Genomic DNA, 20,815 nt, shown 5'->3' on the forward strand with positions numbered 1-20,815 from the left:
CGAAGAGACTACAGGCCGCGTCGACGACGGAAGAAGGCACGTAGCAGCGCGCCGCTCTCCTCCGCCCGGACCCCGGCGGTCACCTGCGGCCGGTGGTTGAGCCGGCGGTCGCGGACCACGTCCCACAGCGATCCGGCGGCGCCGGCCTTCGGGTCGTCGGCGCCGTAGACGATCCGGTCCACGCGCGAGAGCACGCTCGCACCGGCGCACATCGTGCACGGCTCCAGCGTCACGACCAGCGTGCAGCCGTCGAGCCGCCAGCCGTCGCCGTGCACCCGCGCCGCGGCCCGCAGTGCCAGCACCTCGGCGTGGGCGGTGGGGTCACCCAGCTTCTCGCGCTCGTTGGCGGCCTCGGCCAGCACCGCGCCGTCCGGGCCGAGGACGACGGCACCGATCGGCGTGTCACCCCACTCCTCCGCGGCGGCCGCGAGCTCGAGCGCCCGCCCCATCGCAGCGTCGACGTCGACGCTCACGCCGCCCCGTCCAGCGGGAAGCCGACCAGCTCCGACAGCTCGGCCAGGGCGACGGCGGGGTCGACCACCTTGATGGTCGAGAAGCCCAGCGCCCGCGCCGGCTTCAGGTTGATGCCGAGGTCGTCCAGGTAGGCGCAGTCGGTCGCGCCGATCCGCCGGCCGACCGCCTCCGACAGGCGGTCCAGCGCGCGGCGGTAGATCTCCGGCTCCGGCTTCCGGATGCCCTCCGTCGAGGACTCCACGACGGCGTCGAACAGCCCCAGCAGCTCGCCGAGCCGCCCGGTGCGCTCCATCGGCGCCACGTTGTTCGAGAGCAGACCGAGCGGCAGCCCGTGCTCGCGCAGCCGCCGGACCGCGGCCACCATCGCCGGGCGCACCTCGCCCTGCAGCGCCGCGAGCACCCGCGCGGCCTCGATCCGGTGCCCGAGCTCGGCCGCCTCCGCCTCGAAGGCCGCGGAGAAGCCGGCGACGTCGAGCTCGTTGCGCTCGTACCGCGCCCAGGCGTTCGTGTCGGGGTTGGTCGAGTTCAGCCGACGGATCAGCCCCTCGGGGAGCCCCGCCTCCCGCTCGTAGGCGGCGAAGGCGGTCATCGGGCTCTCGGTGATGACCCCGCCCAGGTCGAACACCACCGCGGAGACGGTCACGACCGCACCGCCGCGGCCAGCTCGTCGGCGAACCCCAGCCGGGTCGCGATGCGCTGCACCATCTCGTCGGCCCACAGGTCGTCGGCGGTCACGATCGGTCGGAGCTCCTCGGCAGGCAGGCCGTCGTCGGCGAACAGGTCCAGGTCACCGCCGGGCCAGCCGGTCTCGTCGTCGTCGAAGGCGCCGTCGGTGTCGACGCCGATGCCGTACCGCTCCACCACCTCGGCGGCCAGCACCCACTCCAGCATCGTGGCGTCGGAGATGAGCGCCCGCACCATGCCGCCGGGGCCGTGCCGCAGCGCCACGAAGTACAGCCGCGAGTCCACGACGAGGACGACCGGCGGCGGCCAGCCCCCGGCACCGGGATCGCCCAGCGCCCGCTCCAGCACCGGCAGCTCGTCCCCGGCGTCCTGGGCGAGCAGGTCCACCCGCCACCGGCCACCCTCGCGCGCCGCGCGCACGGCGAACCCGGAGAGCCCGTAGATCCCGCTGTCGTTCATCGCTTGCGGAGCAGGGTCAGGCCGTCGGCCAGCGGCAGCAGCGCCGTCTCCCAGCGGGGATCGGCGGCCAGAGACGCGTTGAGCGACGCCAGGGCGTGGTCGGACTCGTCGCCGGGCTCCAGCACCTGGCCGCCGCGCAGCGTGTTGTCCAGGAGGACGACGCCGTTGCGGGTCATCCGCGGGTGCAGCTCCTCCACGTACCCCGGGTAACCGGTCTTGTCGGCGTCGACGAACGCCAGGTCGAAGGTCTCCTCCTGGGGGAGCGCCCGCAGGCTCGCCAGCGCGTCGCCCAGGCGCAGCTCGATCCGGTCGGCCACCCCGGCGCGCGCCCAGTACCGGCGCGCCACCGCCGTCCACTCCTCGCTGATGTCCAGGCAGAGCAGCGAGCCGTCGTCGGGCAGCCCCTCGGCGATGCAGAGGGCGGAGAAGCCGGTGAAGGTGCCGATCTCGATCGCCCGCCGGGCGCCGACGGCGCGGGTGAGCAGCCGCATGAGCACCCCCTGCTCCGGCGCGATCTGCATGGTGGGCGAGACCTCGCCGCGCTCGGCCATCTCGGCGGTCTCGCGGACGAGGTCGGCCATGACGTCGTCGAGCGGTTCCGACGACGCGCGCACGTAGTCCGCCAGCTCGGCGGTGAGGAGGAACGAGCGGGGCGTCATAGCCTCTGATCATGGCCGATGTCCCCGCGTTCCCGGTGCCGACCATGCCCGCACCCCCCGTCGGGGTCGTCGGGCTCGGCCAGCTGGGCGGCTCGCTGGCCGCGGCCCTGGTCGCCGCCGGGCGCGAGGTCAGCGGCTGGGACGTCGACCCCGCCGCCCGGAACGCCGCGGCTGCCCGCGGCGTGCGCATCACGCAGGAGCTGTCCGGCGTCGTCGTCCTCGCCGTCCCGCTGCCGGCCATGACGACGGCACTGGACGACCTCGCCGTCGACCCGGACGCCACGGTGACCGACCTGGGCTCGGTCAAGGTCCCGGTGGTCGAGGCGCTCGGAGGCGCGTTCGGCGGCCGGTTCGTCGGCGGGCACCCGATGTGCGGCACCGAGCGCTCCGGCCACGGGGCCACCGACCCCGGGCTGTTCGCCGGCGCCCGGTGGGCGCTGTGCCTGGAGCCGGGCACCGAGCTGCCGCGCTGGCTGCGGGTGGCCGAGGTCGCGCTGGCGGTGGGCGCCGAGGTGGTGCCCGTGACGGCGGCGGAGCACGACGACGCCGTGGCCGCGGTCAGCCACGTCCCGCACCTGCTGGCCGCCGCGCTCGCCGCCGCGGCCGCCGAGGCTGGCCCGCTGGCACTGGCGCTGACCGCCGGGAGCTTCCGCGACGGCACCCGCGTGATCGGCAGCGACCCCGCCTTCGTGACGGCGATGGTCGAGGGCAACGCCGGGCCGGCGTCCGCGGCCCTGGACCGCGTCCGGGCGCAGCTCGACCGGCCCTGGCCGGAGCTCGTGGCCGCCGGGAACGCGGTGGCCCGCCGCTCCACCGGACGGCGCACCGTGCGCGTCCCGCTGGACCGGGCCGCGCTGCTGGCCCTGGGCCGGGCCGGCGGCGCGGTGCACCGGCGGCTCGCGGCGTTCGTGGAGGGCTGGGTGCCCGACCCCGGGTGAGCGAGGGATCGTTTCGGCCCCGCGACGGCGGGCAGGGACGGGGCATGGACGAGAACGACATCCTCACCCGCATCCACGCGCTCGTCGACGAGGAGCACAAGCTCCGCGACAGCAGCGAGCACACCGACGACACCCGCGCCCGGATGAGCAAGCTCGAGGCCGACCTCGACCAGTGCTGGGACCTGCTCCGGCAGCGCCGCGCCAAGCGCCAGTACGGCGAGGACCCGGAGGAGGCCGAGGCGCGCCCCGAGCCGCAGGTGGAGAGCTACCTCCAGTAGGGGGACCTAGGCCGAGCGGGTGGTGGGCTGCCGGCGGCCGGTGCCCAGCAGCGCGAGCTGCCACAGCAGCCGCGAGCGCGGGTCGGTGAGCTTGCGCCCGGTGACCGACTCGATCCGCCGCAACCGGTGCATCACCGTGTTCCGGTGGCAGTAGAGGGCATCGGCTGCGCGCGTCGGTGACCCGTCGGCGGCGAGGAACGCCTCGAGCGTGTCCAGGAGCACCGCCTGCTCGTCGTCGGGCAGGTCCAGCAGGCCGCCCAGCGAATGGCCCACCAGCCGCGAGCTGATCTCCGGGGAGTTGCTCAGCAGCGCCTCGGGCAGCCGCTCGTCGATGCTGACCACCCGACCCACGCCCGCCGGCAGCGTGCGGGCGGCGGTCTCCGCCAGCCGGTAGGCCGCGCCCGCCCGGCCGGCACCGTCGACGACGTCGGAGACCCCCACCGGTCCGCGGGCGACGCCGGTCAGCAGGGCGACCAGGTCCGCCGGCCGCACGGCGCCCAGGACCATGAAGCCCACCTGGGCGCCGGCGCGGATCCCCCACACCGAGCGCACGCCGCGCTTGAGCAGCGCCTCGACCGGCGCGTCCAGCGCCGGGCGCCCGTCGGGACCGGGCAGTGCGACGGCGGCCATGAGCCGGCAGTCCAGCGACATGGCCAGCAGCTCCGAGGCGCTGCGCACGAAGGCCGGGTCGCTGCCCCGGCCGTCGATGAGCCCGTCGAGCACCTGCTGGCGGGCGACCTCGTCCACACCGGCGAGCCGCCGTTGCTCCTCGCGGTAGCCCTCGGCCACCGCGGCGCAGTCGGCGTCGTTGGTCCGCCACACCGAACCGGCGACCTCCAGCAGCAGGACGTCGTGGCCGTGCCGGCTGCGCTGGGAGACCGCGAGCAGCGCCTCCCAGGTGATCTGCCCGCCCAGCCGGTAGGCGCGCAGCACGGCCTCCAGCGGCACGCCCTGCGCGGCCCGGCGGCGGCCCACCGCGCGCGCACCCGCCCGGACGCTGTCGTCGTGGTCGGCCCAGCCGGAGATCAGCGTGCGCAGGCCCTGCTCGAGGTTGCGGCGGGTCGAGGCCCGCAGCTCCTCCTCCGGGACCAGCAGGTCACGGTAGGCCGGCTCGCTGCGCAGCAGCACGTCCAGCATGCGGTCGGTCATGTCCTCGAGCTCGGCCATGAGCAGGGGCGCGAGATCGGCCAGGCGAGCCGAGACCTCCGGTCGGAACGGATGCACCCGCTCACCTCCCGTAGTGACGCACAGCACAACACAGCCATCCGATCGCTGTGCAGTGCGCCCATTGTGACGGTCGACACGGGCGGGCAGGCTCAGCAGGACGTACTCGTGACCCAATCGTCGCCGTCCCGGTAGTTCCGGAAACGGCGATCTCCCCGACGCAGAGGAGCAGTGGGCCCCTTGGCGCAGCCGACCGGCAGCCAGAAGACGCACGACACAGCGCCCACCGCCCGGCTCGAGATGACCGGGATCAACGTCGCGTTCGGCGGCGTGCTCGCCCTGACCGACGTCTCGCTCACGGTCGAGCCTGGTCAGGTGCACGGCCTCATCGGCCCGAACGGCGCCGGCAAGACGACGCTGTTCAACGTCGCCTGCGGGCTGGTGCGGCCCACCTCCGGCCGCATCGTGTGGCGCGACCGCGAGCTCGCCCGGCTCCGGCCGGACAAGCTCACCTCGATGGGCATCGCCCGCACCCTGCAGGGGGTGGGCCTGTTCCCCGGCATGACCGTGCTGGAGAACGTCATGGTCGGGGCCCATCGGCACGCGAAGGCCGGCTTCCTGTCCGCCCTGCTGGCGCTGCCCACCTCGGACAAGGACGAGCGCCTGCTCCGCGAGCGGGCGATGCGCGCGCTCACCGAGCTCGGCGCCGAGGCCTACGCCGGCCGCTATCCCGGCAGCCTCCCCTACCCGGTGCAGAAGCGGGTCGCGCTCGCCCGGGCGCTGGTCTCCGAGCCCGAGCTGCTGCTGCTCGACGAGCCCGCCAGCGGTCTGTCCGAGGACGAGATGACCGAGCTGGGCGAGCTGATCCTCTCGGTCACCGGCCGGATGAGCGTGCTGCTGGTCGAGCACCACATGGACCTGGTCATGCGGGTGTGCGACCGGATCACCGTCCTGGACTCCGGCAAGCAGATCGCCGCCGGCACGCCCGCCGAGGTGCAGGCGAACCCCGCCGTCACCGAGGCCTACCTCGGCGACGCGGTCGACGTCGAGGCCGACGCGGCCGAGCTCACCCACGCGGACGGAGGACGCACCCATGGCTGAGGCACACGGCGCCACGGCGGTCTCCGCCACCGGCGGCACCGCGACCGGCACCCGGCTCCTCGAGGTCGAGGGCCTCACCTCCGCCTACGGCCCGGTCCGCGCCCTGGACGGCGTGACGCTGTCGGCCGAGGCCGGCCGGATCACCGCGGTGCTCGGTGCGAACGGCGCGGGCAAGACCACGCTGCTGCGCACGATCAGCGGCCTGGTCCGGCCGGTCGCCGGCCGGGTGCTGCTCGACGGCAAGGACATCACCAAGGCCCCCGTCGAGGCGATGGTGAGCAAGGGCATGGCGCACGTCCCCGAGGGGCGCGGCGTCATCGCCGAGCTGACCGTGGACGAGAACCTCCGCGTCGGCTCGCTCTTCCGCGGCAAGGTGGCCAAGTCCGAGTTCGACCGGATCTACGACCTCTTCCCGCGGATCGCCGAGCGCCGCAACAACCACGCGCACACCCTGTCCGGCGGCGAGCGCCAGATGCTGGTGATCGGCCGGGCACTGCTCGCCCAGCCGCGCATCCTGCTGCTGGACGAGCCCTCGCTCGGCCTGGCCCCGCGGATCGTCGCGCAGATCTTCGGGCTGCTGCGCCAGCTGGTCGACAGCGAGGGCCTCTCGGTCCTGCTGGTCGAGCAGAACGCCCGCAGCGCCCTGTCGGTCGCCGACGTCGGGGTCGTCCTCAACCTCGGCCGGGTGGTGGTCACCGACTCCGCCTCGGCGCTGATGGGCGACGAGGACCTCCGGCACGCCTACCTCGGTTTCTGACCCGCTCCGCACTGCCAGGAAGGCATCCCCCCGTCGTGAGCTACTTCGTCAACGTCACCCTCACCGGGTTGACCCAGGGCATGATCTACGCGGCGTTCGCGCTGGCCCTGGTGCTCATCTGGCGATCCACCCGGATCGTCAACTTCGCCCAGGGCTCGATGGCAGCGGCCACCACGTTCATCGCCCTGGCGCTCGTCCAGGCCGGCTGGTCCTACTGGCTGGCGCTGGTGGTCGCGCTGGCGTCCGGCTTCGTCCTGGGCGCGATCATCGAGCGGGTCATCATCCGCCCCGTCGAGGGCGGCAACGAGCTGAACGCCGTCATCGTGGCCCTGGGTCTGTTCGTCGCCCTGCAGGCCGGGATCGCCATCGTGTTCGGCTCGTCGTTCCAGTCGTTCCCGGCACCCTTCGGCCTCGAGGGCTTCTCGGTGGGCGACCGGCGGATCGCGCTGACGCCCAACGGCATCTACATCATCGGCGCCGTCATCGTCACGATGCTGCTGCTGGTCGCCCTGTTCCGGTTCACCCGCGTCGGCCTGGCCATGCGCGCCTCGGCCTTCAGCCAGGAGGTCTCCCGGCTGCTCGGCGTCAAGGTCGGCGGCATGCTGACCCTCGGATGGGGCCTGGCCGCCGTCGTCGGCTCCCTGGCCGGCCTGCTCATCGCCGGTGGCGGGTTCGTGTACCCGGCCTACATGGACAGCCTGATCGTGTTCGGCTTCGTCGCCGCGATCATCGGCGGGCTCGACTCGCCGGTCGGCGCCATCGTCGGCGGGCTGATCCTCGGCCTCGCGCTCAGCTACATCAGCGGCTACGCCCCCCGCGGCAGCTCCCTGGTCACCATCTCCGCCCTGGTGATCCTCATGGTCGTGCTGCTGGTGCGGCCCGGCGGTCTGTTCAGCAGCACGACGGCTCGGAGGGCATGACGATGAGCGACCTGCAGAGCCCCGCCCCCAGCGCCGGCCAGGTGACCGAGGACGCGCCGACCGTCGCCACGGCGGCCGCGAACGCCCCCTCGGCCGCGGCGTCGACCGGCCGGTCCCTCCTGCCGCAGTCCACGCTGCTGCGCCACCTGGTCCTGCTGCTGCTCGGTGCGGTGGCGGCCGTGGTGCTCCTGGAGATCACCGACCCGTTCACCAACTCGCAGCTGGCGACGCTGAGCTACTACGCGATCGCCGCCGGCGGCCTCACCGTGCTCACCGGCATGAACGGCCAGATCTCGCTCGGCCACGGCGCCCTGATGGCCGTCGGCGCGTACACGACGGCCCTGCTGCTCCAGGAGCCCGCCGACGCGCTGCCCCTGCCGCTGATCCTGCTGATCTCCGTCGTCACCACGACCGCCGTCGGCGCGCTCGTGGGCGTCGCCGCCGCCCGGCTGCACGGCCCCTACCTCGCCGGCGCGACACTGGCGCTGGCCGTGGGCCTGCCGGGTCTGGCCGTCTACTTCCACGACCAGCTCGGCGGCGAGCAGGGTCTGCGGGTCCGCGCGCCGCGCGCCCCCGAGTCCTTCGAGAGCTTCATCGACCTGGTCTCCGGGGCCAGCGCGTCCAGCACCAAGTGGCTGGCCTACGTGGGCGCGATCTGCCTGCTGATCACCTACTTCCTGCTGGCCAACCTCGTCCGCAGCCGGATCGGCCGGACCTGGCGCGCGGTGCGCGACCAGGACGTCGCCGCCGAGCTCGCCGGCATCAACCTCGGTGCCTGGCGGGTGCTGGCCTTCGTCGTGAGCGCCGCGGCCGCCGGGCTGGCCGGCGGCGTCCTGGCCCTGGTGGTGCGGCTGGCCGCGCCCAGTGGCTTCACCCTGGTGCTCTCGCTCTCGCTGCTCACCGCCATCGTCATCGGCGGTCTGGGCAGCCTGCTCGGCGCCCTGCTCGGCTCGGCGCTACTGGTCTTCCTGCCGCCGTTCGTCACCGACCTGGGAACGGGCTCCGGGCTCAGCAGCACCGAGGCCGCCCAGCTCGCCCCGTTCGTCTACGGCGTCGTCCTGATCGTGGCCATGATCTTCGCCCCGGCGGGCTTCGTCGGGACGATCCGGATGCGCTGGCTCACCCAGAAGGCCAAGCGCTCCGCCGGCCGTGCCGCTCCCGCCGACTCGAGCAGGGGGTGAGGACGACCCGATCCGACCGGCTCCTGCCGTCCTCCCCCACCACCCAGACCCCCGGGCACCGACGCCCGGGCAGCATCAGAGGAGAACTGTTGTCCAGATCCTCCCGACGGCTCGTGTCCGTCCTGGCCGCGGCCACCGTCGTCTCCGCCCTCGCCGCCTGTGGCGGCAGTGACGACGGCGGCGGCGGCAGCAGCTCCGGCGGCGCCAACGAGGCCTCCGCTCCCGGCATCACCGAGGACACGATCAAGCTCGGTGCGCACTTCCCGCTCACCGGTGTGGCCGCTCCCGGCTACAGCGAGATCCCGACCGGTCTGAAGGCGTACTTCGACTACGTCAACGACAACGGCGGCGTCTACGACCGCAAGGTCGACTACATCTACCGCGACGACGCCTACAACCCGAGCAACACCAGCACGGTGGTCAACCAGCTGGTGCTGGAGGACGAGGTCTTCGCGATCGTCGGCGGCCTCGGCACGCCGACCCACAGCGCCGTCGTCGACTTCCTCAACGCCGAGGGCGTCCCGGACCTCTTCGTGGCCTCCGGCTCGCTGACCTGGGGCGAGGACCCGGAGACCAACCCCTACACCTTCGGCTGGCAGACCGACTACGAGAGCGAGGGGAAGATCATCGGCCAGTACATCGCCGAGAACTTCCCGGACGCCAAGGTCGGCCTCTTCCTCCAGGACGACGACTTCGGCGAGAACGGCGAGAAGGGCATCCGGGAGTACGTCGACGACCAGATCGTCGGCGCCGAGCGCTACACCCCGGGCAACACGAACGTCGGCCCGCAGATCGCGGCGCTGCAGGCCGCCGGGGCCGACTTCGTCGTCGGCTTCAACGTGCCCAGCTACACGGCGCTCTCCCAGCTGACCGCGCTGCAGCTCGGCTACAAGCCGCAGTGGTTCTACTCCAACGTGGGCTCGGACCCGCAGCTGGTCGGCTCGCTGCTCAACCGCTTCTCGCAGGGCAAGGTGACCGGCAGCGCGCTGCTGGCCGGCGCGTACACCACCGACTACCTGCCGACGGTGGACGAGCCGGACAACCCGTGGGTGCAGAAGTTCCAGGAGATCTGGGACAAGTACGGCGAGGAGGGTGAGCTCACCAACTACCGCCTGTACGGCATGAGCATGGCCTACACCACCGTCCAGGCCCTCCAGGCGGCCGGCCAGAACCCGACCCGCGACGACCTCGTCGAGGCCATCGAGCAGGTGGGCGGCGACTGGAAGGGCCCGGTGCTCGCTCCGTTCCGCTACTCCGAGAAGAGCCACATGGGCACCAGCGGCATGTCGATCAGCCAGCTGACGCCCGAGGGCAGCGCCAAGGAGATCCAGGGCGTCATGACCACCGACATCGGTGACGCCAAGATCAAGGAGTTCGACGGCAAGCCGACGACTCCCACGGAGAACGGGATCCCGGACGAGGAGCCCTACAAGTAGAGGACCCCGTCCTCCTCGCCCCTCGCACGCTCGGGTGAGCCGCTGGACAGGGTCGTGACGGCGGGCCGTCGGTCTCCTCCGGGAGCCGGCGGCCCGCTGTCGTCCGTCCGGGCCGCCGACACTTCGCGGCCGAAGTGTGTGTGCCGACCCGGGGCGGGTAGGAGGGCCGCCGAGCGCGTCCGCACGGGCGCGCGGGCGAGGAGGAACTGCCATGGCCACCGGCCCGCTGCGCGAGGCACGCACGATCCGGCGGGCGGTCGTCACCGGCGGTGCCGGCTTCCTCGGATCGCATCTCTGCGAGCAGCTCCTCGACCGCGGCGTCGAGGTCGTCTGCCTCGACAACTTCCTCACCGGTTCCCCGGAGAACGTCCTGCACCTCATGGAGCACCCCGGCTTCCGGTTGGTGCGCTGCGACGTCACCGACTTCGTCCACGTGCCCGGCCCGGTGGACCTGGTGCTGCACTTCGCCTCCCCGGCCAGCCCGATCGACTACCTGAAGATGCCGATCGAGACGCTCAAGGTCGGCAGCCTCGGCACCCTGCACACCCTGGGGCTGGCCCACGAGAAGGGCGCCCGCTACGTGCTGGCCTCCACCTCCGAGGTCTACGGCGACCCGTTGCAGCACCCGCAGACCGAGGAGTACTGGGGCAACGTCAACCCGGTCGGTCCCCGCGGCGTCTACGACGAGGCCAAGCGCTTCAGCGAGGCGATGACGACCGCCTACCGGACGTCGAAGGGCACCGACACCGGCATCGTGCGGATCTTCAACACCTACGGCCCCCGGATGCGCGCCGACGACGGCCGCGCCATCCCCGCGTTCGTCGGCCAGGCCCTCGACGGGCGCCCGCTCACCGTGGCCGGCGACGGCTCCCAGACCCGCTCCATCTGCTACGTCGACGACACCGTCGCCGGCATCCTCGCCATGGCCTTCTCCGACCAGGCGGGGCCGATCAACATCGGCAACCCCGACGAGCTGTCGATGCTCCGGCTGGCCGAGTGGATCGTGGAGCTGACCGGCTCCTCCTCGCGGATCGACTACATCGACCTCCCGGTCGACGACCCGAAGGTCCGCCGGCCGGACACCACGCGGGCGGAGGAGCTGCTCGGCTGGCGCCCCCGGGTGCGCTCGGAGGACGGGCTCCGCCGGACCGTGGAGTGGTTCGCCGCCCAGCGGTCGGCGGCGCGCGCCCAGGCTGTGTGACGCGCGCCGGTCACCTCGGGTGACCGGTGTCACACCGAGGGGGACGTCCTCCGCTCTAATCTGGACGGCGCGGGCTCGGGGGGAGCCGCACCCACCCCGAGTCGATCCAGAGAGCGAGCATGGGCCGCCACGCCGATCCCACAGCCACGCGCCGTCCGGTGCCCCCCGTCCTCCTCGCCGCAGGCCTCGCAGTGCTGCTGCTCCTCGGTGGCGGCATCTGGTGGGCCACGTCCGGCGGCTGCGGCGACCGCACGACCGTCGACGTGACCGTCGCCCCGGAGCTCGGCGGCCTCGCCGAGGAGCTGCTGTCCGACGTCGCGAAGGACGAGGACCTCTGCGTCGACCCGGTGGTCACCGCGCAGGAGCCGCTGCAGACCGCCGGTGACCTGGGCGCCCTCGACGCCGACGCGCTGCCCGACGTGTGGGTGCCGGACTCCTCGCTGTGGACCGCCCGCACCGACGCGGCGGGCCTGGAGTCGGCCGGCTCGATGGCGCTCTCCCCCGTCGTCCTGGCCACCAGCCGGTCGGCGGTCGAGGAGCTCGGCTGGTCGTCCGGGGCACCGTCGTGGAGCGAGGCGCTGAGCACCGGCCGCCCGCTCGCGGTGCCGGACCTGGCCGCCAGCGCCGAGGGCCTGTCGGCGCTGGCCGCCGTGCGCGCCGCGCTGGGCGGGGACGAGGACGCGGACAACGCCGTCGTCCAGGCGGTGCTCGCAGCGGCCCGCAGCGCGGTGCCCTCCCCCGCCGAGGCGCTGGCCGCCGGCGGTACCGACGACGCCGACGCCCCGCTGGTCCCGGTGAGCGAGCAGGAGGTCTACGCGGCGAACGGGCAGTCCACCGACCACAACCTGGTGGCCGTCTACCCGTCGGAGGGCACCCCGTCGCTGGACTACCCGGTGCTGCGGGTGGGCTCGCCGTCGGGTGAGGCGAAGAAGGCCGTCGACGCCGTGGTGCGCCGGCTGCTCTCCGAGGACGCCCAGGTCGCCGTCCGCGATGCCGGCTTCCGCGGCCCGCAGGGCGATGCCCCGCCGCGCGCCGGCGGGGACTCCGGCATCACCGAGGGCGTGCCGCAGGCGATGCCGCTCGAGCCGGCCTCGGTCACGGAGCTGCTCGGCCGGCTGTCGAGCCTCGCCGCGCCGTCCCGGCTGCTCGCCGTGTTCGACGTCTCGAAGTCGATGGAGGCCCCCGTCGGCGAGGGGAACCGGGCCACGCTGGCCCGCGACGCCGCCAAGAGCGCGCTGTCGCTGTTCCCGGACAACTCCGCCATCGGGCTGTGGGTGTTCGCCCGCCGGCTCGACGGTGACGCCGACTGGGTGGAGCTCGAGCCGATCCGCGCTCTCGACGCGGACGCGAACGGCGAGCCGCAGCGCGAGAAGCTGCAGGCCGAGCTGGACACGATCCCCGGCCGGCTCTCCCCCGGCGGCACCGGGCTGTACGACACCGCGCTGGCCGCCGTGCGCGCCGCCCGCGCCGACTTCGACCCGCGGGCGGTGAGCAGCGTCGTGCTGATCACCGACGGCAAGGACGAGGACGAGGGCAGCATCGGCATAGAGGAGCTGGTGCGCACGCTCGAGGCCGAGAAGGACCCCGACCGCCCGGTGAAGGTCATCGGCATCGCGCTGGGCCCCGACGCCGACCTCGGTGCGCTCGAGCGGATCACCGCGGCCACCGGTGGCGGTGCCTACTCGGCGGTCGACGAGAACGACCTGCAGACCGTCCTCTTCGACGCCCTCCGCAAGCGCGGCTGACCCCTCCCTCCCGGGGGCAGAAAGTGCACTAATCGCCCGGGGTCGGGAGGGCGTCGACGGCTGCGGTCACCTCGTCGACGGTGATCGCGGCGAGCGCGGGGTCCAGCTCGGTGCCCCACGGGTCGCCGGTGCCGTCCCCGTGCCAGAGCACCACGTGCTGGGGGCGCGGCGGCGGGCCCCACAGCTCCGGGGAGACCGGCCCGAAGAGCACCACCGAGGGACGGCGGTAGGCGGTGGCCAGGTGCGCGACCCCGGTGTCCCCGCAGACGACGAGGCGGGCCGCTGCCACGACGGCCGCGAGCTCCGTCGACGTCGTCCGCCCGGCCAGCACGGCGTCGTCCGGGAGCCCCGCGGCGGACGCGACCGCACGGGCCAGCTCCACCTCCGCCGGCCCGCCGGTGATCCGCACGTCGTGACCGGCGTCGGCGAGGTGGCGGGCGACGGCGGCGAACCGGTCGGGCGGCCAGCGCCGTCCGGGGTAGGCCGCTCCGGGGTGCACGACCGACGCCCCGGTCACCGGTGCCGGCACGGGCGGGACGGCGAGGTCGAGCGCGTCGGGGTCGGCCTCGACACCCAGCCCCTCGGAGACCAGCCGGCACCAGCGCCGGACCTCGTGCTCTCCCGGGTACCAGGTCGGGCCGGGGTAGCCGGGGCTGGCGAAGGTGAGCAGCCGCCCCGGGTGCACAGCGGCGACGATCGCGTGCGAGGCCGGCCCCTTGCCGTGCAGGTCGACGGCGAGCTCCGGTGGCGGCCCGGCCCAGTCCAGCGGTTCCAGCTCGCGGGCCGGCAGCACCTCGTCGACGGCGTCGATCAGCTCGGCGAGCGGGCGCAGGGCCTCGGTCGTGGCGAGCACCAGCCGGTGACCCGGCACCGCGGCGCGGACCGCCCGGATGGCGGGCACGCCGGTCAGCAGGTCTCCCAGCCCCAGCGGCCGGAGGACCACCGCCGTGGGGCGTGCTGCACCCGGATCGCCCATCAGAGCTGCGAGCGCTCGACCAGGGCGGTGGTCGAGTGGCCGTCCAGGTACGGGAGGACGACGGCCTGCCCGCCCCACGTACGCAGCACCTCGGCCTCGGGCAGGTCGGCGCCGGCGTAGTCGCCGCCCTTGGCCCACACGTCGGGGCGGAGGCGCTCGAGCACCGCGGACGGCGTGTCCTCGTCGAAGACCACCACCGCGTCGACGAACTCCAGCGCCTCCAGCACGCGGGCCCGGTCCGGCGCGCTGACCAGCGGGCGCGAGGGGCCCTTGAGCCGGCGCACCGAGTCGTCGGAGTTGATGCAGACCACCAGGCAGTCGCCCAGCCCGCGGGCCGCCCGCAGCGTGGCCACGTGCCCGGGGTGCAGCAGGTCGAAGCACCCCCCGGTGGCGACGACGGTGCCGCCGGCCCTCCGCACCCGGGCGATGACCTCCTCGGCGCCGGCCGCGGCCACCGCGTCCGGTTCGTCGGCGTCGGCGTCCCAGGCCGTGGCGCCGCCACGGGCGACGAAGGCTCCGGCGAAGGCGACGGCGGCCGCGACCGCCTCCCCGGTCACCGCGCCGCCGGCCAGCGCGAGCGCGGCGGCCGCGGCGAAGGAGTCGCCGGCGCCGCACGGATCGCCGCTGGTGACCGGGACGGCGGGCACCACCATCGGTGCGCCCGAGCCGTAGGAGAGCAGCGCCCCGCGGGCACCCATGGTGACCGCGACCGCGCCCACGCCCCAGTGCGCGATGAGGGCCTCGGCCCGCGCACCCACCGCGGCCAGCCCCTCGCCGGGGATGCCGGGCACCACGCGCGCGGCCTCGGCGGCGTTCGGGGTCACCAGGCGCACGCCGCGCACCGGGTCGGCGCCGCGCGGGTGCGGGTCCCAGACGACCGGTCCGCGCGCGGCGGCCAGTGCCGCCCGCACGTCGGGTGCTGCCGTCGTCCCCCGGCCGTAGTCGGCCACCAGCACGGCGGCGGCGTCGCGGATGGCGGCCGCGGCCTCGTCGGGCAGCGCGCCCAGGCCGGCCACGGGTGAGCCGCTGTCCAGCCGGGCGACGGAGTGGTCGCCCACCCGAACCCGCTGCTTGACCGCGGTGCCCCCGGTCGCCGGGATCTCGACCAGCCGCACCCGGCCGGCGAGCAGCGCGCGCAGCCGGTCGGCGCCCTCGTCGGAGTCCATCGGCGCGACCAGCACGACCTCGCGCGCCCCCGCGGCCGCCGCGATGACCGCCGCCAGGGCCGCGCCCCCCGGGCGCTCCCGCCGCTCGATGTCCTCGACCACCGGCACCGGCGCGTCGGGCGTGAGCCGGGAGGCCGACCCGACCAGGTCGACGTCGAGCAGCGCGTCGCCGACGACCACCAGCGGCTTCACCGGGCCGCCCCGAGAGCCGGCCCTGTCGGCACGCGCGACGGCTCGGCGAGGACCGCCTCGTCGAACGCGGCGCAGACGAGGTGCAGGGCGACCAGGTGGCACTCCTGGACGGTCGCCGTCCACGGGGAGTCGATGCACACGGCGTCGTCGGCGACGGCGGCCAGCGGGTTGGGCGCCGGGCCGGTCATCGCCAGCACGGTGATGCCGCAGTCACGAGCGCGCCGGGCAGCGGCGACGGCGTTCGGCGAGCGGCCGGAGGTCGAGAGCAGCACCAGGACGTCCCCCGGGCGGCCGTGCGCCTCGACCTGCCGGGCGAAGAGCTCGTCGGCGGGGTAGTCGTTGGCGATCGCGGTGAGCGAGGAGGTCTCCGCCGTCAGGCAGATCGCGGAGAACGGCGGCCGGTCGGCCCGGTAGCGGCCCACCAGCTCGGCGGTGAGGTGCTGGGCCTGCGCGGCGCTGCCCCCGTTGCCGGCGGCGAGCAGCCGGCCGCGGGACTCCGCGCACAGCACGTCGGCCAGCAGCTTCCCCCACCGGTCGAGCGCGCCGAGCTGGCCGTTGAGCGACGCCAGGGCGGCGGTCAGCGAGGCGACGTGGTCGGCGCCGGTCAGGTGCGTGCAGGTGTCCGGCGCAGGGACGTCCTGCGCGACGCCCCCGAGCGCCGGGTCCTGCGCGACGCCCCCGAGCGCCGGGTCCTGCGCGACCACGTTCTCGCGGAAGGTGTGCGGGGGGATGCTCATCGGGCGACCTCCACGGGGCGGCGGCGGGCGAGGACCTGCCGGTAGACGTTCTCGGTGTCGGCGACGACCCGGCTCCAGCGGTAGCGGGCACGAGCCCGCTGCACGCCGGCCGCGCCGTAGGCGGCGCGGCGCTCCTCGTCGGCCAGCAGAGCGGCGAGCACCTCGCCGAGGCGCGCCGGGTCACGCGGGGGTACGAGGTCCCCGGTGACCCCGTCGGCGACGGAGTCCTGCAGCCCGCCGACGGCGGTGGCGACGACGGGCCGCCCGCAGGCCATGGCCTCCAGCGGCGTGATGCCGAACGGCTCGTACCACGGCACCGCGAGGACGACGTCGGCCGAGCGGATCCAGGCCGGGACGTCGGCGCGGGCCACCGCACCGGTGAACACCAGGCGATCGGCGACCCCGGCGTCGGCGGCCACGGCGCGCAGCCGCCGCACCTCGGGGTCGGCGTCGATCGCGTCCAGGGGCGGGCCGCCGACGACCACCAGCTCGGCGCCGGGCAGGGCGCGCAGCGCGCGCACGGCGTCGTCGTGCCCCTTGCGCTCGACGATCCGCCCCAGCACCAGCAGCCGCCGGCGCTCGGAGCGCGGCGCGACCGGCCCGCGGGGCGTGAACACCGAGGTGTCGACGCCGCACGGCACGATCGACACGCGGTCGCTGGGCAGGCCCAGCCGGCGCAGCTCGAACACCTCGTCGGAGCAGGTGGCCACGACGTGGTCCACGTCGCGGCACAGCCCTCGCTCGAGGTCGATCCGCTCTGCTGGCGAGGGGTCGGCGTCGCCCTGGTGCCGCCGCTTGACCGAGCCGAGGGCGTGGAAGGTCTGCAGCACGGGGACCGGTCGCAGCAGCCCGGCCGCGGCCTCGACCGAGGCCAGGCCGCTCATCCAGAAGTGCGCGTGCACGACGTCGGGCGGCGCGGCGGCCCAGTGGTGCCGGAGCACGCGGGCGAACCCGGGCATGTGCTGGAGCAGCTCGTCCTTGGGCAGCGCCTCGGCGGGGCCCGCGGTCACGTGGACGACGTTGTAGCCGTCCTGCACCACGACCCGCTCGGGCAGCGCGGCGTCGTCGCGGCGGGTGTGCACCGTGACCTCGTGCCCGCGCTGGGCGAGGCCGGCGGCCAGCGCCGCGACGTGCACGTTCTGCCCGCCGGCGTCCACCCCTCCGATGGCGGCGAGCGGGCTGGCGTGCTCGCTGACCAGGTCGATCTTCATCGGGTCACCTCCTCCAGGAGCGCGTCCCAGTCGCGCAGGAAGCGGTCCAGTCCGTAGCGCTCCAGGGCGGCAGCGCGCGCAGCCTTGCCGGCCAGCCGGGCGGCGTCCTCGTCGTGCACGAACTCGCGGACGGCGGTCCACAGCCGGTCGGGCCGGGTGGAGAGGAACCCGGCCTCGGCCGGCACCGCCTCCACGACCTCGGTGGTGGCCAGACCGACCACGGGCAGGCCCAGGTGCATGGCCTCCAGCAACGAGAGCCCGAGCGAGGTCCAGCGGACGGGGTGCACGTAGACCCGGCGGCGGGCGAGCTCGGCGTGCATGGCGTGCTGGGGCGGGTCGTCGAACAGCGTGACCCGGGCCGGGTCCAGGCCGTACTGCTCGTGCAGGCCCGACAGCCCCATGCCGAAGACGTCGACCGGCGCGGCCGCGGCCAGCCCGGGCAACAGGTCGGCGCCGACCGTGCGGCCCCGCCGGACCGGCTCGTTGGTGACGACGGCGGCGTGCGGCAGCTCGCCGGTGTACCGCTCCCCGGGGTCGACGATCCCGTGCTCGATGACCGTCGTCGGCGCGCGACCGTTGTCGTAGAAGAGCTGGTTGAAGTACGTGACGTGGGCGATCGGGATGTCGCCCTGGTCGGCCATCGGGTGCCGGGTGTGCGGGACCGGCCCGTCACCGGGCTCCAGCCCCGGCGCGTTGTGCTCCAGGAAGACGGCGGGCAGGTCGCGCCCGGGCTCGCGGCCCAGCCACTCGCGGACCAGCTCCAGGTCGCGGGGCCGCTGCAGCACCACGACATCGGGCTGCTCCTCCCGCAGCTGCTCCGGGGTCAGCTCGCGGGCCGAGGCCGGCCAGTTCCAGGTGCGGGCGCGGCCCAGCCCGTCGGGGCCTCGATCCGGGACCACCGGCAGCAGGTACTCGTGCCGGCCCTCGACGAACGCCGTCGTCCACGAGCCGTGCACGTGCCAGAGCAGGACCTTCACGCACTCACCAGCTTCTCGACGGCGGCGACGACGTCGGCTGCGCTCACCGACGACAGGCAGGGGTGGCCGGGCACGGGGCACTCGCGGGCACGGGTGCCGGCACAGGGGGCGTCCTGGTCGCCGAGCAGCACGGTGGGCACGCCGTAGGGCGCCCACCGCTGCGCCGGGACGACCGGCGAGAACAGCGAGACCACCGGCGTCCCGACGGCGGCGGCCAGGTGCGCCGGCCCGGTGTTGCCGACGACGACGGCCGCGGCCCCGTCGAGCAGCGCGGCCATCTCCGGCAGCGAGGTGGAGCCACCCAGATCCACGCCGCGGGTGCCGGCGACGAACGCGGTGAGCTCCCGTTCGGCCGGGCCACCGGTGACCAGCACCCGGTGGCCGGCGTCGACCAGGGCCTCGACCGCTTCGGCGCAGCGCTGAGCGGGCCAGGCGCGGGCGGGCACGGAGGCGCCGGGGTGCAGCACGATGTATCCGGGCGACAGATCAGGGCCCCCGGGCTCGTGGTCGACCGGCGGCAGGGGGCGGCGCACGGCGAGCCGCCCGTCGTCGCCGGCGGGCAGCTCGTACCCCGCCGCGCGGGCCAGCGAGAGCGCCCGCTCCGGCTCCGGGAGGTCGTCGTCCAGCTGGTGCCGCACGTCGAGCAGCGCGCCGGGGTAGTCGACGCTGATCGCGGAGATCCGCGGGACCCCGGCGGCGCGCAGCACCAGCGCCAGCGGCAGGGGCGACTGGTGGAAGGACGTGGAGATCACCGCCTCGTCCGGCGCCAGGGCACGCAGGCGCCGACCGAGGACCGCGAGGTCCTCGACATCGACCGGCGGGGGGTCGCCGAGGATCCAGGGGCAGGCCCACGTCCAGACCTCGTCCACGCCGGGGAGCAGCCCGGCCGCCGCCGCACCGGCCGGGCCGGCGAGGAGCACCACCCGGTCGGCGCCGTTCGCGATGGCCCGCACCATCGGGCCCTGCAGGAGCACGTCTCCGGCGTTGTCCAGCCGCGCGACGAGCACCGTGCGGGTCACCACCGGCCGCCCAGCACCTCGTCGACGGCGCCGGGGAGGCTCGCCGCGACCTGCGGGGCGGCGTCGACCTCCTCGCGGCGGGTGACCGGTGTGGGCACGAGGATCCCTCGCGCGCCGGCGGCGGCCGCGGCCTCCACGTCGGCCCCGATGTCGCCGATGACGACGACGCGCGCCGGGTCGACGTCGAGCTCGGCGCAGGCGGCCTTCACCATGCCGGGGGCGGGCTTGCGGCAGGCGCAGCCGTCCTCGGGCCCGTGCGGGCAGTACTGCACGGTGTCGAACGGGCCGAGCAGCTCCTCCAGGCGGGCCATGCAGGCCTCGACCTGCTCGCGGGTGATCAGCCCGCGGGCCACGCCGGACTGGTTGCTGACCACGCCGACCCGCACGCCCCGCGCCCGCAGCCGGTCCAGCGCCTCCCTCGCGCCGTCGACCGGCCGGACCCAGTCGGGGTCACCGTTGTAGGGGAAGTCGTGCACCAGCGTGCCGTCGCGGTCGAACAGCACCAGGTCCGGCAGCCCGCGCCACCGGGGCACCCCCACGTGCTGGACGACGCCACGGAGCCAGTGCCAGGTGGCCAGCGGGGGGATCACCGCGCTGGTGGCGACCATCGTGGTGACCTCTGCCCGGTCGCGCGGACCGGGCGCGATCCGCCGCCAGGCGAACTCCGCGGTACCGGCGGCCCAGGCGGCGGCCGCGGCCAGCGCCGCGCGGGGGCGGCGGGCGACGGCGAGCCCGAGAGCAGCCAGCGCCGCCGCGGTGACGGCGGTGTGCTGCGGCCGGCGGCCGAGCGCGGCGTCGGCGCGGTCGCGCCAGTCGGGGCCGTGCAGCCGCCGCATGAGGACGTCGTCGGCGTTCCCGGCCTGCACCCGCACGCTGACCCAGCGGTCGGTGGGCCGCACCGGGTGGGTGATCCACCGCTCCCCGCGCACGAGGCGCGATCCGGTGTCCATGACCCGCAGGGCGAGGTCGGAGTCCTCGCGGAACGCGCGGGGGAAGCGCTCGTCGAAGCCGCCGACCGCGGCCAGCGCCGCGCGGCGGTAGGCGAGGTCGGCGGTGATCCAGCTGGAGGTGGCCAGGCCGGCGGTGCCGCGCTCCCAGTCGGTGGGGCGGCGGTCGGCCGGCAGTGGCACGCGGACCCGGCCCTGGCTGCCCGCGACGTCGGCCGGCAGCGCAGCGAGGTCGGCGTCGAGCTTCTCGTACCAGTCCGGGTCGGGCACCACGTCGTCGTCGAGGAAGGCGATCCACTCGGTGCGGGCCGTGCGCCAGCCGAGGTTGCGCGCGCGGGCGGGCCCACCGCCTCCGGTGCGGACGACGCGGACCGGCGGGAGCCCCGGCCGCTCGGGCTCCAGCCGAGCACCGTGCGGGCGGTCGTCGACGAGGATCAGCTCGGCGGGGCGCGGCCCGGGTGCGGCGGCCAGTGCGTCGAGGAGCACGTCCAGCGACGGGCGCCCGATCGTGGGCACGACCACCGTCACCTGCGCGAGCATGATCGCGTCCGTGCCCGTATCCGTTCCGCCGAAACACTACGGGCTTGAAGCTT

At 75.0% G+C, this 20,815-nt stretch carries 21 protein-coding genes; 9 read left to right on the forward strand and 12 right to left on the reverse strand.

What is annotated here, in order from left to right; translation table 11 throughout:
* Nucleotides 1-8: 8 nt before the first annotated feature.
* Genes DQ237_RS10040 through DQ237_RS10055 form a run of 4 tightly spaced genes read right to left on the reverse strand, consistent with a single transcriptional unit; the run spans nt 9 to nt 2,276 of the window.
* Nucleotides 9-473 carry a nucleoside deaminase gene (locus DQ237_RS10040; RefSeq protein ID WP_113799715.1) on the reverse strand — a complete coding sequence of 155 codons (465 nt, stop codon included), beginning with the start codon at nt 471-473 and terminating at the stop codon, nt 9-11.
* Nucleotides 470-1,117: an HAD family hydrolase gene (locus tag DQ237_RS10045; protein ID WP_113799718.1), complete on the reverse strand. Its 648-nt coding sequence runs from the start codon at nt 1,115-1,117 to the stop codon at nt 470-472. Before DQ237_RS10045 ends, DQ237_RS10040 begins: the two co-directional genes overlap by 4 nt.
* Nucleotides 1,114-1,617, reverse strand: a complete 504-nt coding sequence (locus DQ237_RS10050; RefSeq protein WP_113799720.1) for a tRNA adenosine deaminase-associated protein — start codon at nt 1,615-1,617, stop codon at nt 1,114-1,116. Before DQ237_RS10050 ends, DQ237_RS10045 begins: the two co-directional genes overlap by 4 nt.
* The gene (locus tag DQ237_RS10055) at nt 1,614-2,276 is read right to left on the reverse strand and encodes an O-methyltransferase (RefSeq protein WP_113799722.1); all 663 of its coding nucleotides are present in this window, start codon (nt 2,274-2,276) and stop codon (nt 1,614-1,616) included. Before DQ237_RS10055 ends, DQ237_RS10050 begins: the two co-directional genes overlap by 4 nt.
* An 11-nt stretch (nt 2,277-2,287) precedes the next feature.
* Here DQ237_RS10055 and DQ237_RS10060 point away from each other — a divergent pair, with 11 nt between their 5' ends.
* Nucleotides 2,288-3,214, forward strand: a complete 927-nt coding sequence (locus tag DQ237_RS10060; protein ID WP_113799724.1) for a prephenate dehydrogenase/arogenate dehydrogenase family protein — start codon at nt 2,288-2,290, stop codon at nt 3,212-3,214.
* A gap of 44 nt (nt 3,215-3,258) precedes the next feature.
* Nucleotides 3,259-3,492, forward strand: a complete 234-nt coding sequence (locus DQ237_RS10065) for a DUF2630 family protein (protein ID WP_113799726.1) — start codon at nt 3,259-3,261, stop codon at nt 3,490-3,492.
* Between the two features lie 6 nt (nt 3,493-3,498).
* Here the strand turns inward: DQ237_RS10065 and DQ237_RS10070 are convergent, their stop codons facing one another.
* A complete protein-coding gene (locus DQ237_RS10070; protein WP_113799728.1) occupies nt 3,499-4,716 on the reverse strand; it encodes a CdaR family transcriptional regulator in 1,218 nt (405 codons plus the stop codon).
* 171 nt (nt 4,717-4,887) lie between these two features.
* Between DQ237_RS10070 and DQ237_RS10075 the strand changes: the two genes are divergently transcribed.
* The 7 genes from DQ237_RS10075 (at nt 4,888) to DQ237_RS10105 (ending at nt 12,997) form a co-directional block, all read left to right on the forward strand.
* Nucleotides 4,888-5,757 carry an ABC transporter ATP-binding protein gene (locus DQ237_RS10075; RefSeq protein WP_113799730.1) on the forward strand — a complete coding sequence of 290 codons (870 nt, stop codon included), beginning with the start codon at nt 4,888-4,890 and terminating at the stop codon, nt 5,755-5,757.
* Nucleotides 5,750-6,514, forward strand: coding sequence for an ABC transporter ATP-binding protein (locus DQ237_RS10080; RefSeq protein WP_113799732.1), 765 nt, complete (start codon nt 5,750-5,752; stop codon nt 6,512-6,514). Before DQ237_RS10075 ends, DQ237_RS10080 begins: the two co-directional genes overlap by 8 nt.
* 35 nt (nt 6,515-6,549) lie before the next feature.
* Nucleotides 6,550-7,434 (forward strand): branched-chain amino acid ABC transporter permease, encoded by an 885-nt coding sequence (locus tag DQ237_RS10085; RefSeq protein WP_113799734.1) that lies wholly within the window; start codon nt 6,550-6,552, stop codon nt 7,432-7,434.
* Between the two features lie 2 nt (nt 7,435-7,436).
* Complete coding sequence (locus DQ237_RS10090) at nt 7,437-8,615, forward strand: branched-chain amino acid ABC transporter permease (protein WP_113799736.1); 1,179 nt, start codon at nt 7,437-7,439, stop codon at nt 8,613-8,615.
* Between the two features lie 89 nt (nt 8,616-8,704).
* Nucleotides 8,705-10,051 (forward strand): ABC transporter substrate-binding protein, encoded by a 1,347-nt coding sequence (locus tag DQ237_RS10095; RefSeq protein ID WP_240619548.1) that lies wholly within the window; start codon nt 8,705-8,707, stop codon nt 10,049-10,051.
* Nucleotides 10,052-10,262: 211 nt separating this feature from the next.
* Nucleotides 10,263-11,252: a UDP-glucuronic acid decarboxylase family protein gene (locus DQ237_RS10100; RefSeq protein WP_113799740.1), complete on the forward strand. Its 990-nt coding sequence runs from the start codon at nt 10,263-10,265 to the stop codon at nt 11,250-11,252.
* A 158-nt stretch (nt 11,253-11,410) separates the two neighbouring features.
* Nucleotides 11,411-12,997 (forward strand): substrate-binding domain-containing protein, encoded by a 1,587-nt coding sequence (locus DQ237_RS10105; protein WP_240619549.1) that lies wholly within the window; start codon nt 11,411-11,413, stop codon nt 12,995-12,997.
* A 28-nt stretch (nt 12,998-13,025) separates the two neighbouring features.
* On the opposite strand, the gene DQ237_RS10110 is transcribed toward DQ237_RS10105, so the two are convergent.
* From DQ237_RS10110 to DQ237_RS10140, 7 genes are read right to left on the reverse strand one after another with little or no spacing between them, the layout of a single operon-like run.
* Nucleotides 13,026-13,973, reverse strand: coding sequence for a glycosyltransferase family 9 protein (locus DQ237_RS10110; RefSeq protein ID WP_113799744.1), 948 nt, complete (start codon nt 13,971-13,973; stop codon nt 13,026-13,028).
* Complete coding sequence (gene rfaE2, locus DQ237_RS10115; RefSeq protein ID WP_113799746.1) at nt 13,973-15,331, reverse strand: D-glycero-beta-D-manno-heptose 1-phosphate adenylyltransferase; 1,359 nt, start codon at nt 15,329-15,331, stop codon at nt 13,973-13,975. The genes DQ237_RS10110 and rfaE2 overlap by 1 nt, the downstream gene beginning before the upstream one ends.
* A complete protein-coding gene (locus DQ237_RS10120; protein WP_240619550.1) occupies nt 15,328-16,068 on the reverse strand; it encodes an SIS domain-containing protein in 741 nt (246 codons plus the stop codon). The genes rfaE2 and DQ237_RS10120 overlap by 4 nt, the downstream gene beginning before the upstream one ends.
* Entirely contained in the window at nt 16,065-17,279 is a 1,215-nt protein-coding gene (locus tag DQ237_RS10125; RefSeq protein WP_113799748.1) for a glycosyltransferase, read from the reverse strand. Before DQ237_RS10125 ends, DQ237_RS10120 begins: the two co-directional genes overlap by 4 nt.
* Complete coding sequence (locus DQ237_RS10130; protein WP_113799750.1) at nt 17,276-18,256, reverse strand: glycosyltransferase; 981 nt, start codon at nt 18,254-18,256, stop codon at nt 17,276-17,278. Before DQ237_RS10130 ends, DQ237_RS10125 begins: the two co-directional genes overlap by 4 nt.
* Nucleotides 18,253-19,275, reverse strand: a complete 1,023-nt coding sequence (locus DQ237_RS10135) for a glycosyltransferase family 9 protein (protein WP_113800097.1) — start codon at nt 19,273-19,275, stop codon at nt 18,253-18,255. The genes DQ237_RS10130 and DQ237_RS10135 overlap by 4 nt, the downstream gene beginning before the upstream one ends.
* On the reverse strand, nt 19,272-20,762 hold the full coding sequence (locus DQ237_RS10140) for an HAD-IIIA family hydrolase (RefSeq protein ID WP_113799752.1): 1,491 nt from the start codon (nt 20,760-20,762) through the stop codon (nt 19,272-19,274). The genes DQ237_RS10135 and DQ237_RS10140 overlap by 4 nt, the downstream gene beginning before the upstream one ends.
* Nucleotides 20,763-20,815 lie beyond the last annotated feature (53 nt).

This window comes from Blastococcus sp. TF02-8, assembly GCF_003319175.1.
Lineage (GTDB): Bacteria > Actinomycetota > Actinomycetes > Mycobacteriales > Geodermatophilaceae > Blastococcus.

Coding starts and splice junctions, on each gene's coding strand:
- DQ237_RS10120 (WP_240619550.1), bottom strand. CDS start 16,068: ATGAGCATCCCCCCGCACACCTTCCGCGAGAACGTGGTCGCGCAGGAC.
- DQ237_RS10110 (WP_113799744.1), bottom strand. CDS start 13,973: ATGGGCGATCCGGGTGCAGCACGCCCCACGGCGGTGGTCCTCCGGCCG.
- DQ237_RS10100 (WP_113799740.1), top strand. CDS start 10,263: ATGGCCACCGGCCCGCTGCGCGAGGCACGCACGATCCGGCGGGCGGTC.
- DQ237_RS10080 (WP_113799732.1), top strand. CDS start 5,750: ATGGCTGAGGCACACGGCGCCACGGCGGTCTCCGCCACCGGCGGCACC.
- DQ237_RS10050 (WP_113799720.1), bottom strand. CDS start 1,617: ATGAACGACAGCGGGATCTACGGGCTCTCCGGGTTCGCCGTGCGCGCG.
- DQ237_RS10125 (WP_113799748.1), bottom strand. CDS start 17,279: ATGAAGATCGACCTGGTCAGCGAGCACGCCAGCCCGCTCGCCGCCATC.
- DQ237_RS10055 (WP_113799722.1), bottom strand. CDS start 2,276: ATGACGCCCCGCTCGTTCCTCCTCACCGCCGAGCTGGCGGACTACGTG.
- DQ237_RS10065 (WP_113799726.1), top strand. CDS start 3,259: ATGGACGAGAACGACATCCTCACCCGCATCCACGCGCTCGTCGACGAG.
- DQ237_RS10090 (WP_113799736.1), top strand. CDS start 7,437: ATGAGCGACCTGCAGAGCCCCGCCCCCAGCGCCGGCCAGGTGACCGAG.
- DQ237_RS10060 (WP_113799724.1), top strand. CDS start 2,288: ATGGCCGATGTCCCCGCGTTCCCGGTGCCGACCATGCCCGCACCCCCC.
- DQ237_RS10140 (WP_113799752.1), bottom strand. CDS start 20,762: ATGCTCGCGCAGGTGACGGTGGTCGTGCCCACGATCGGGCGCCCGTCG.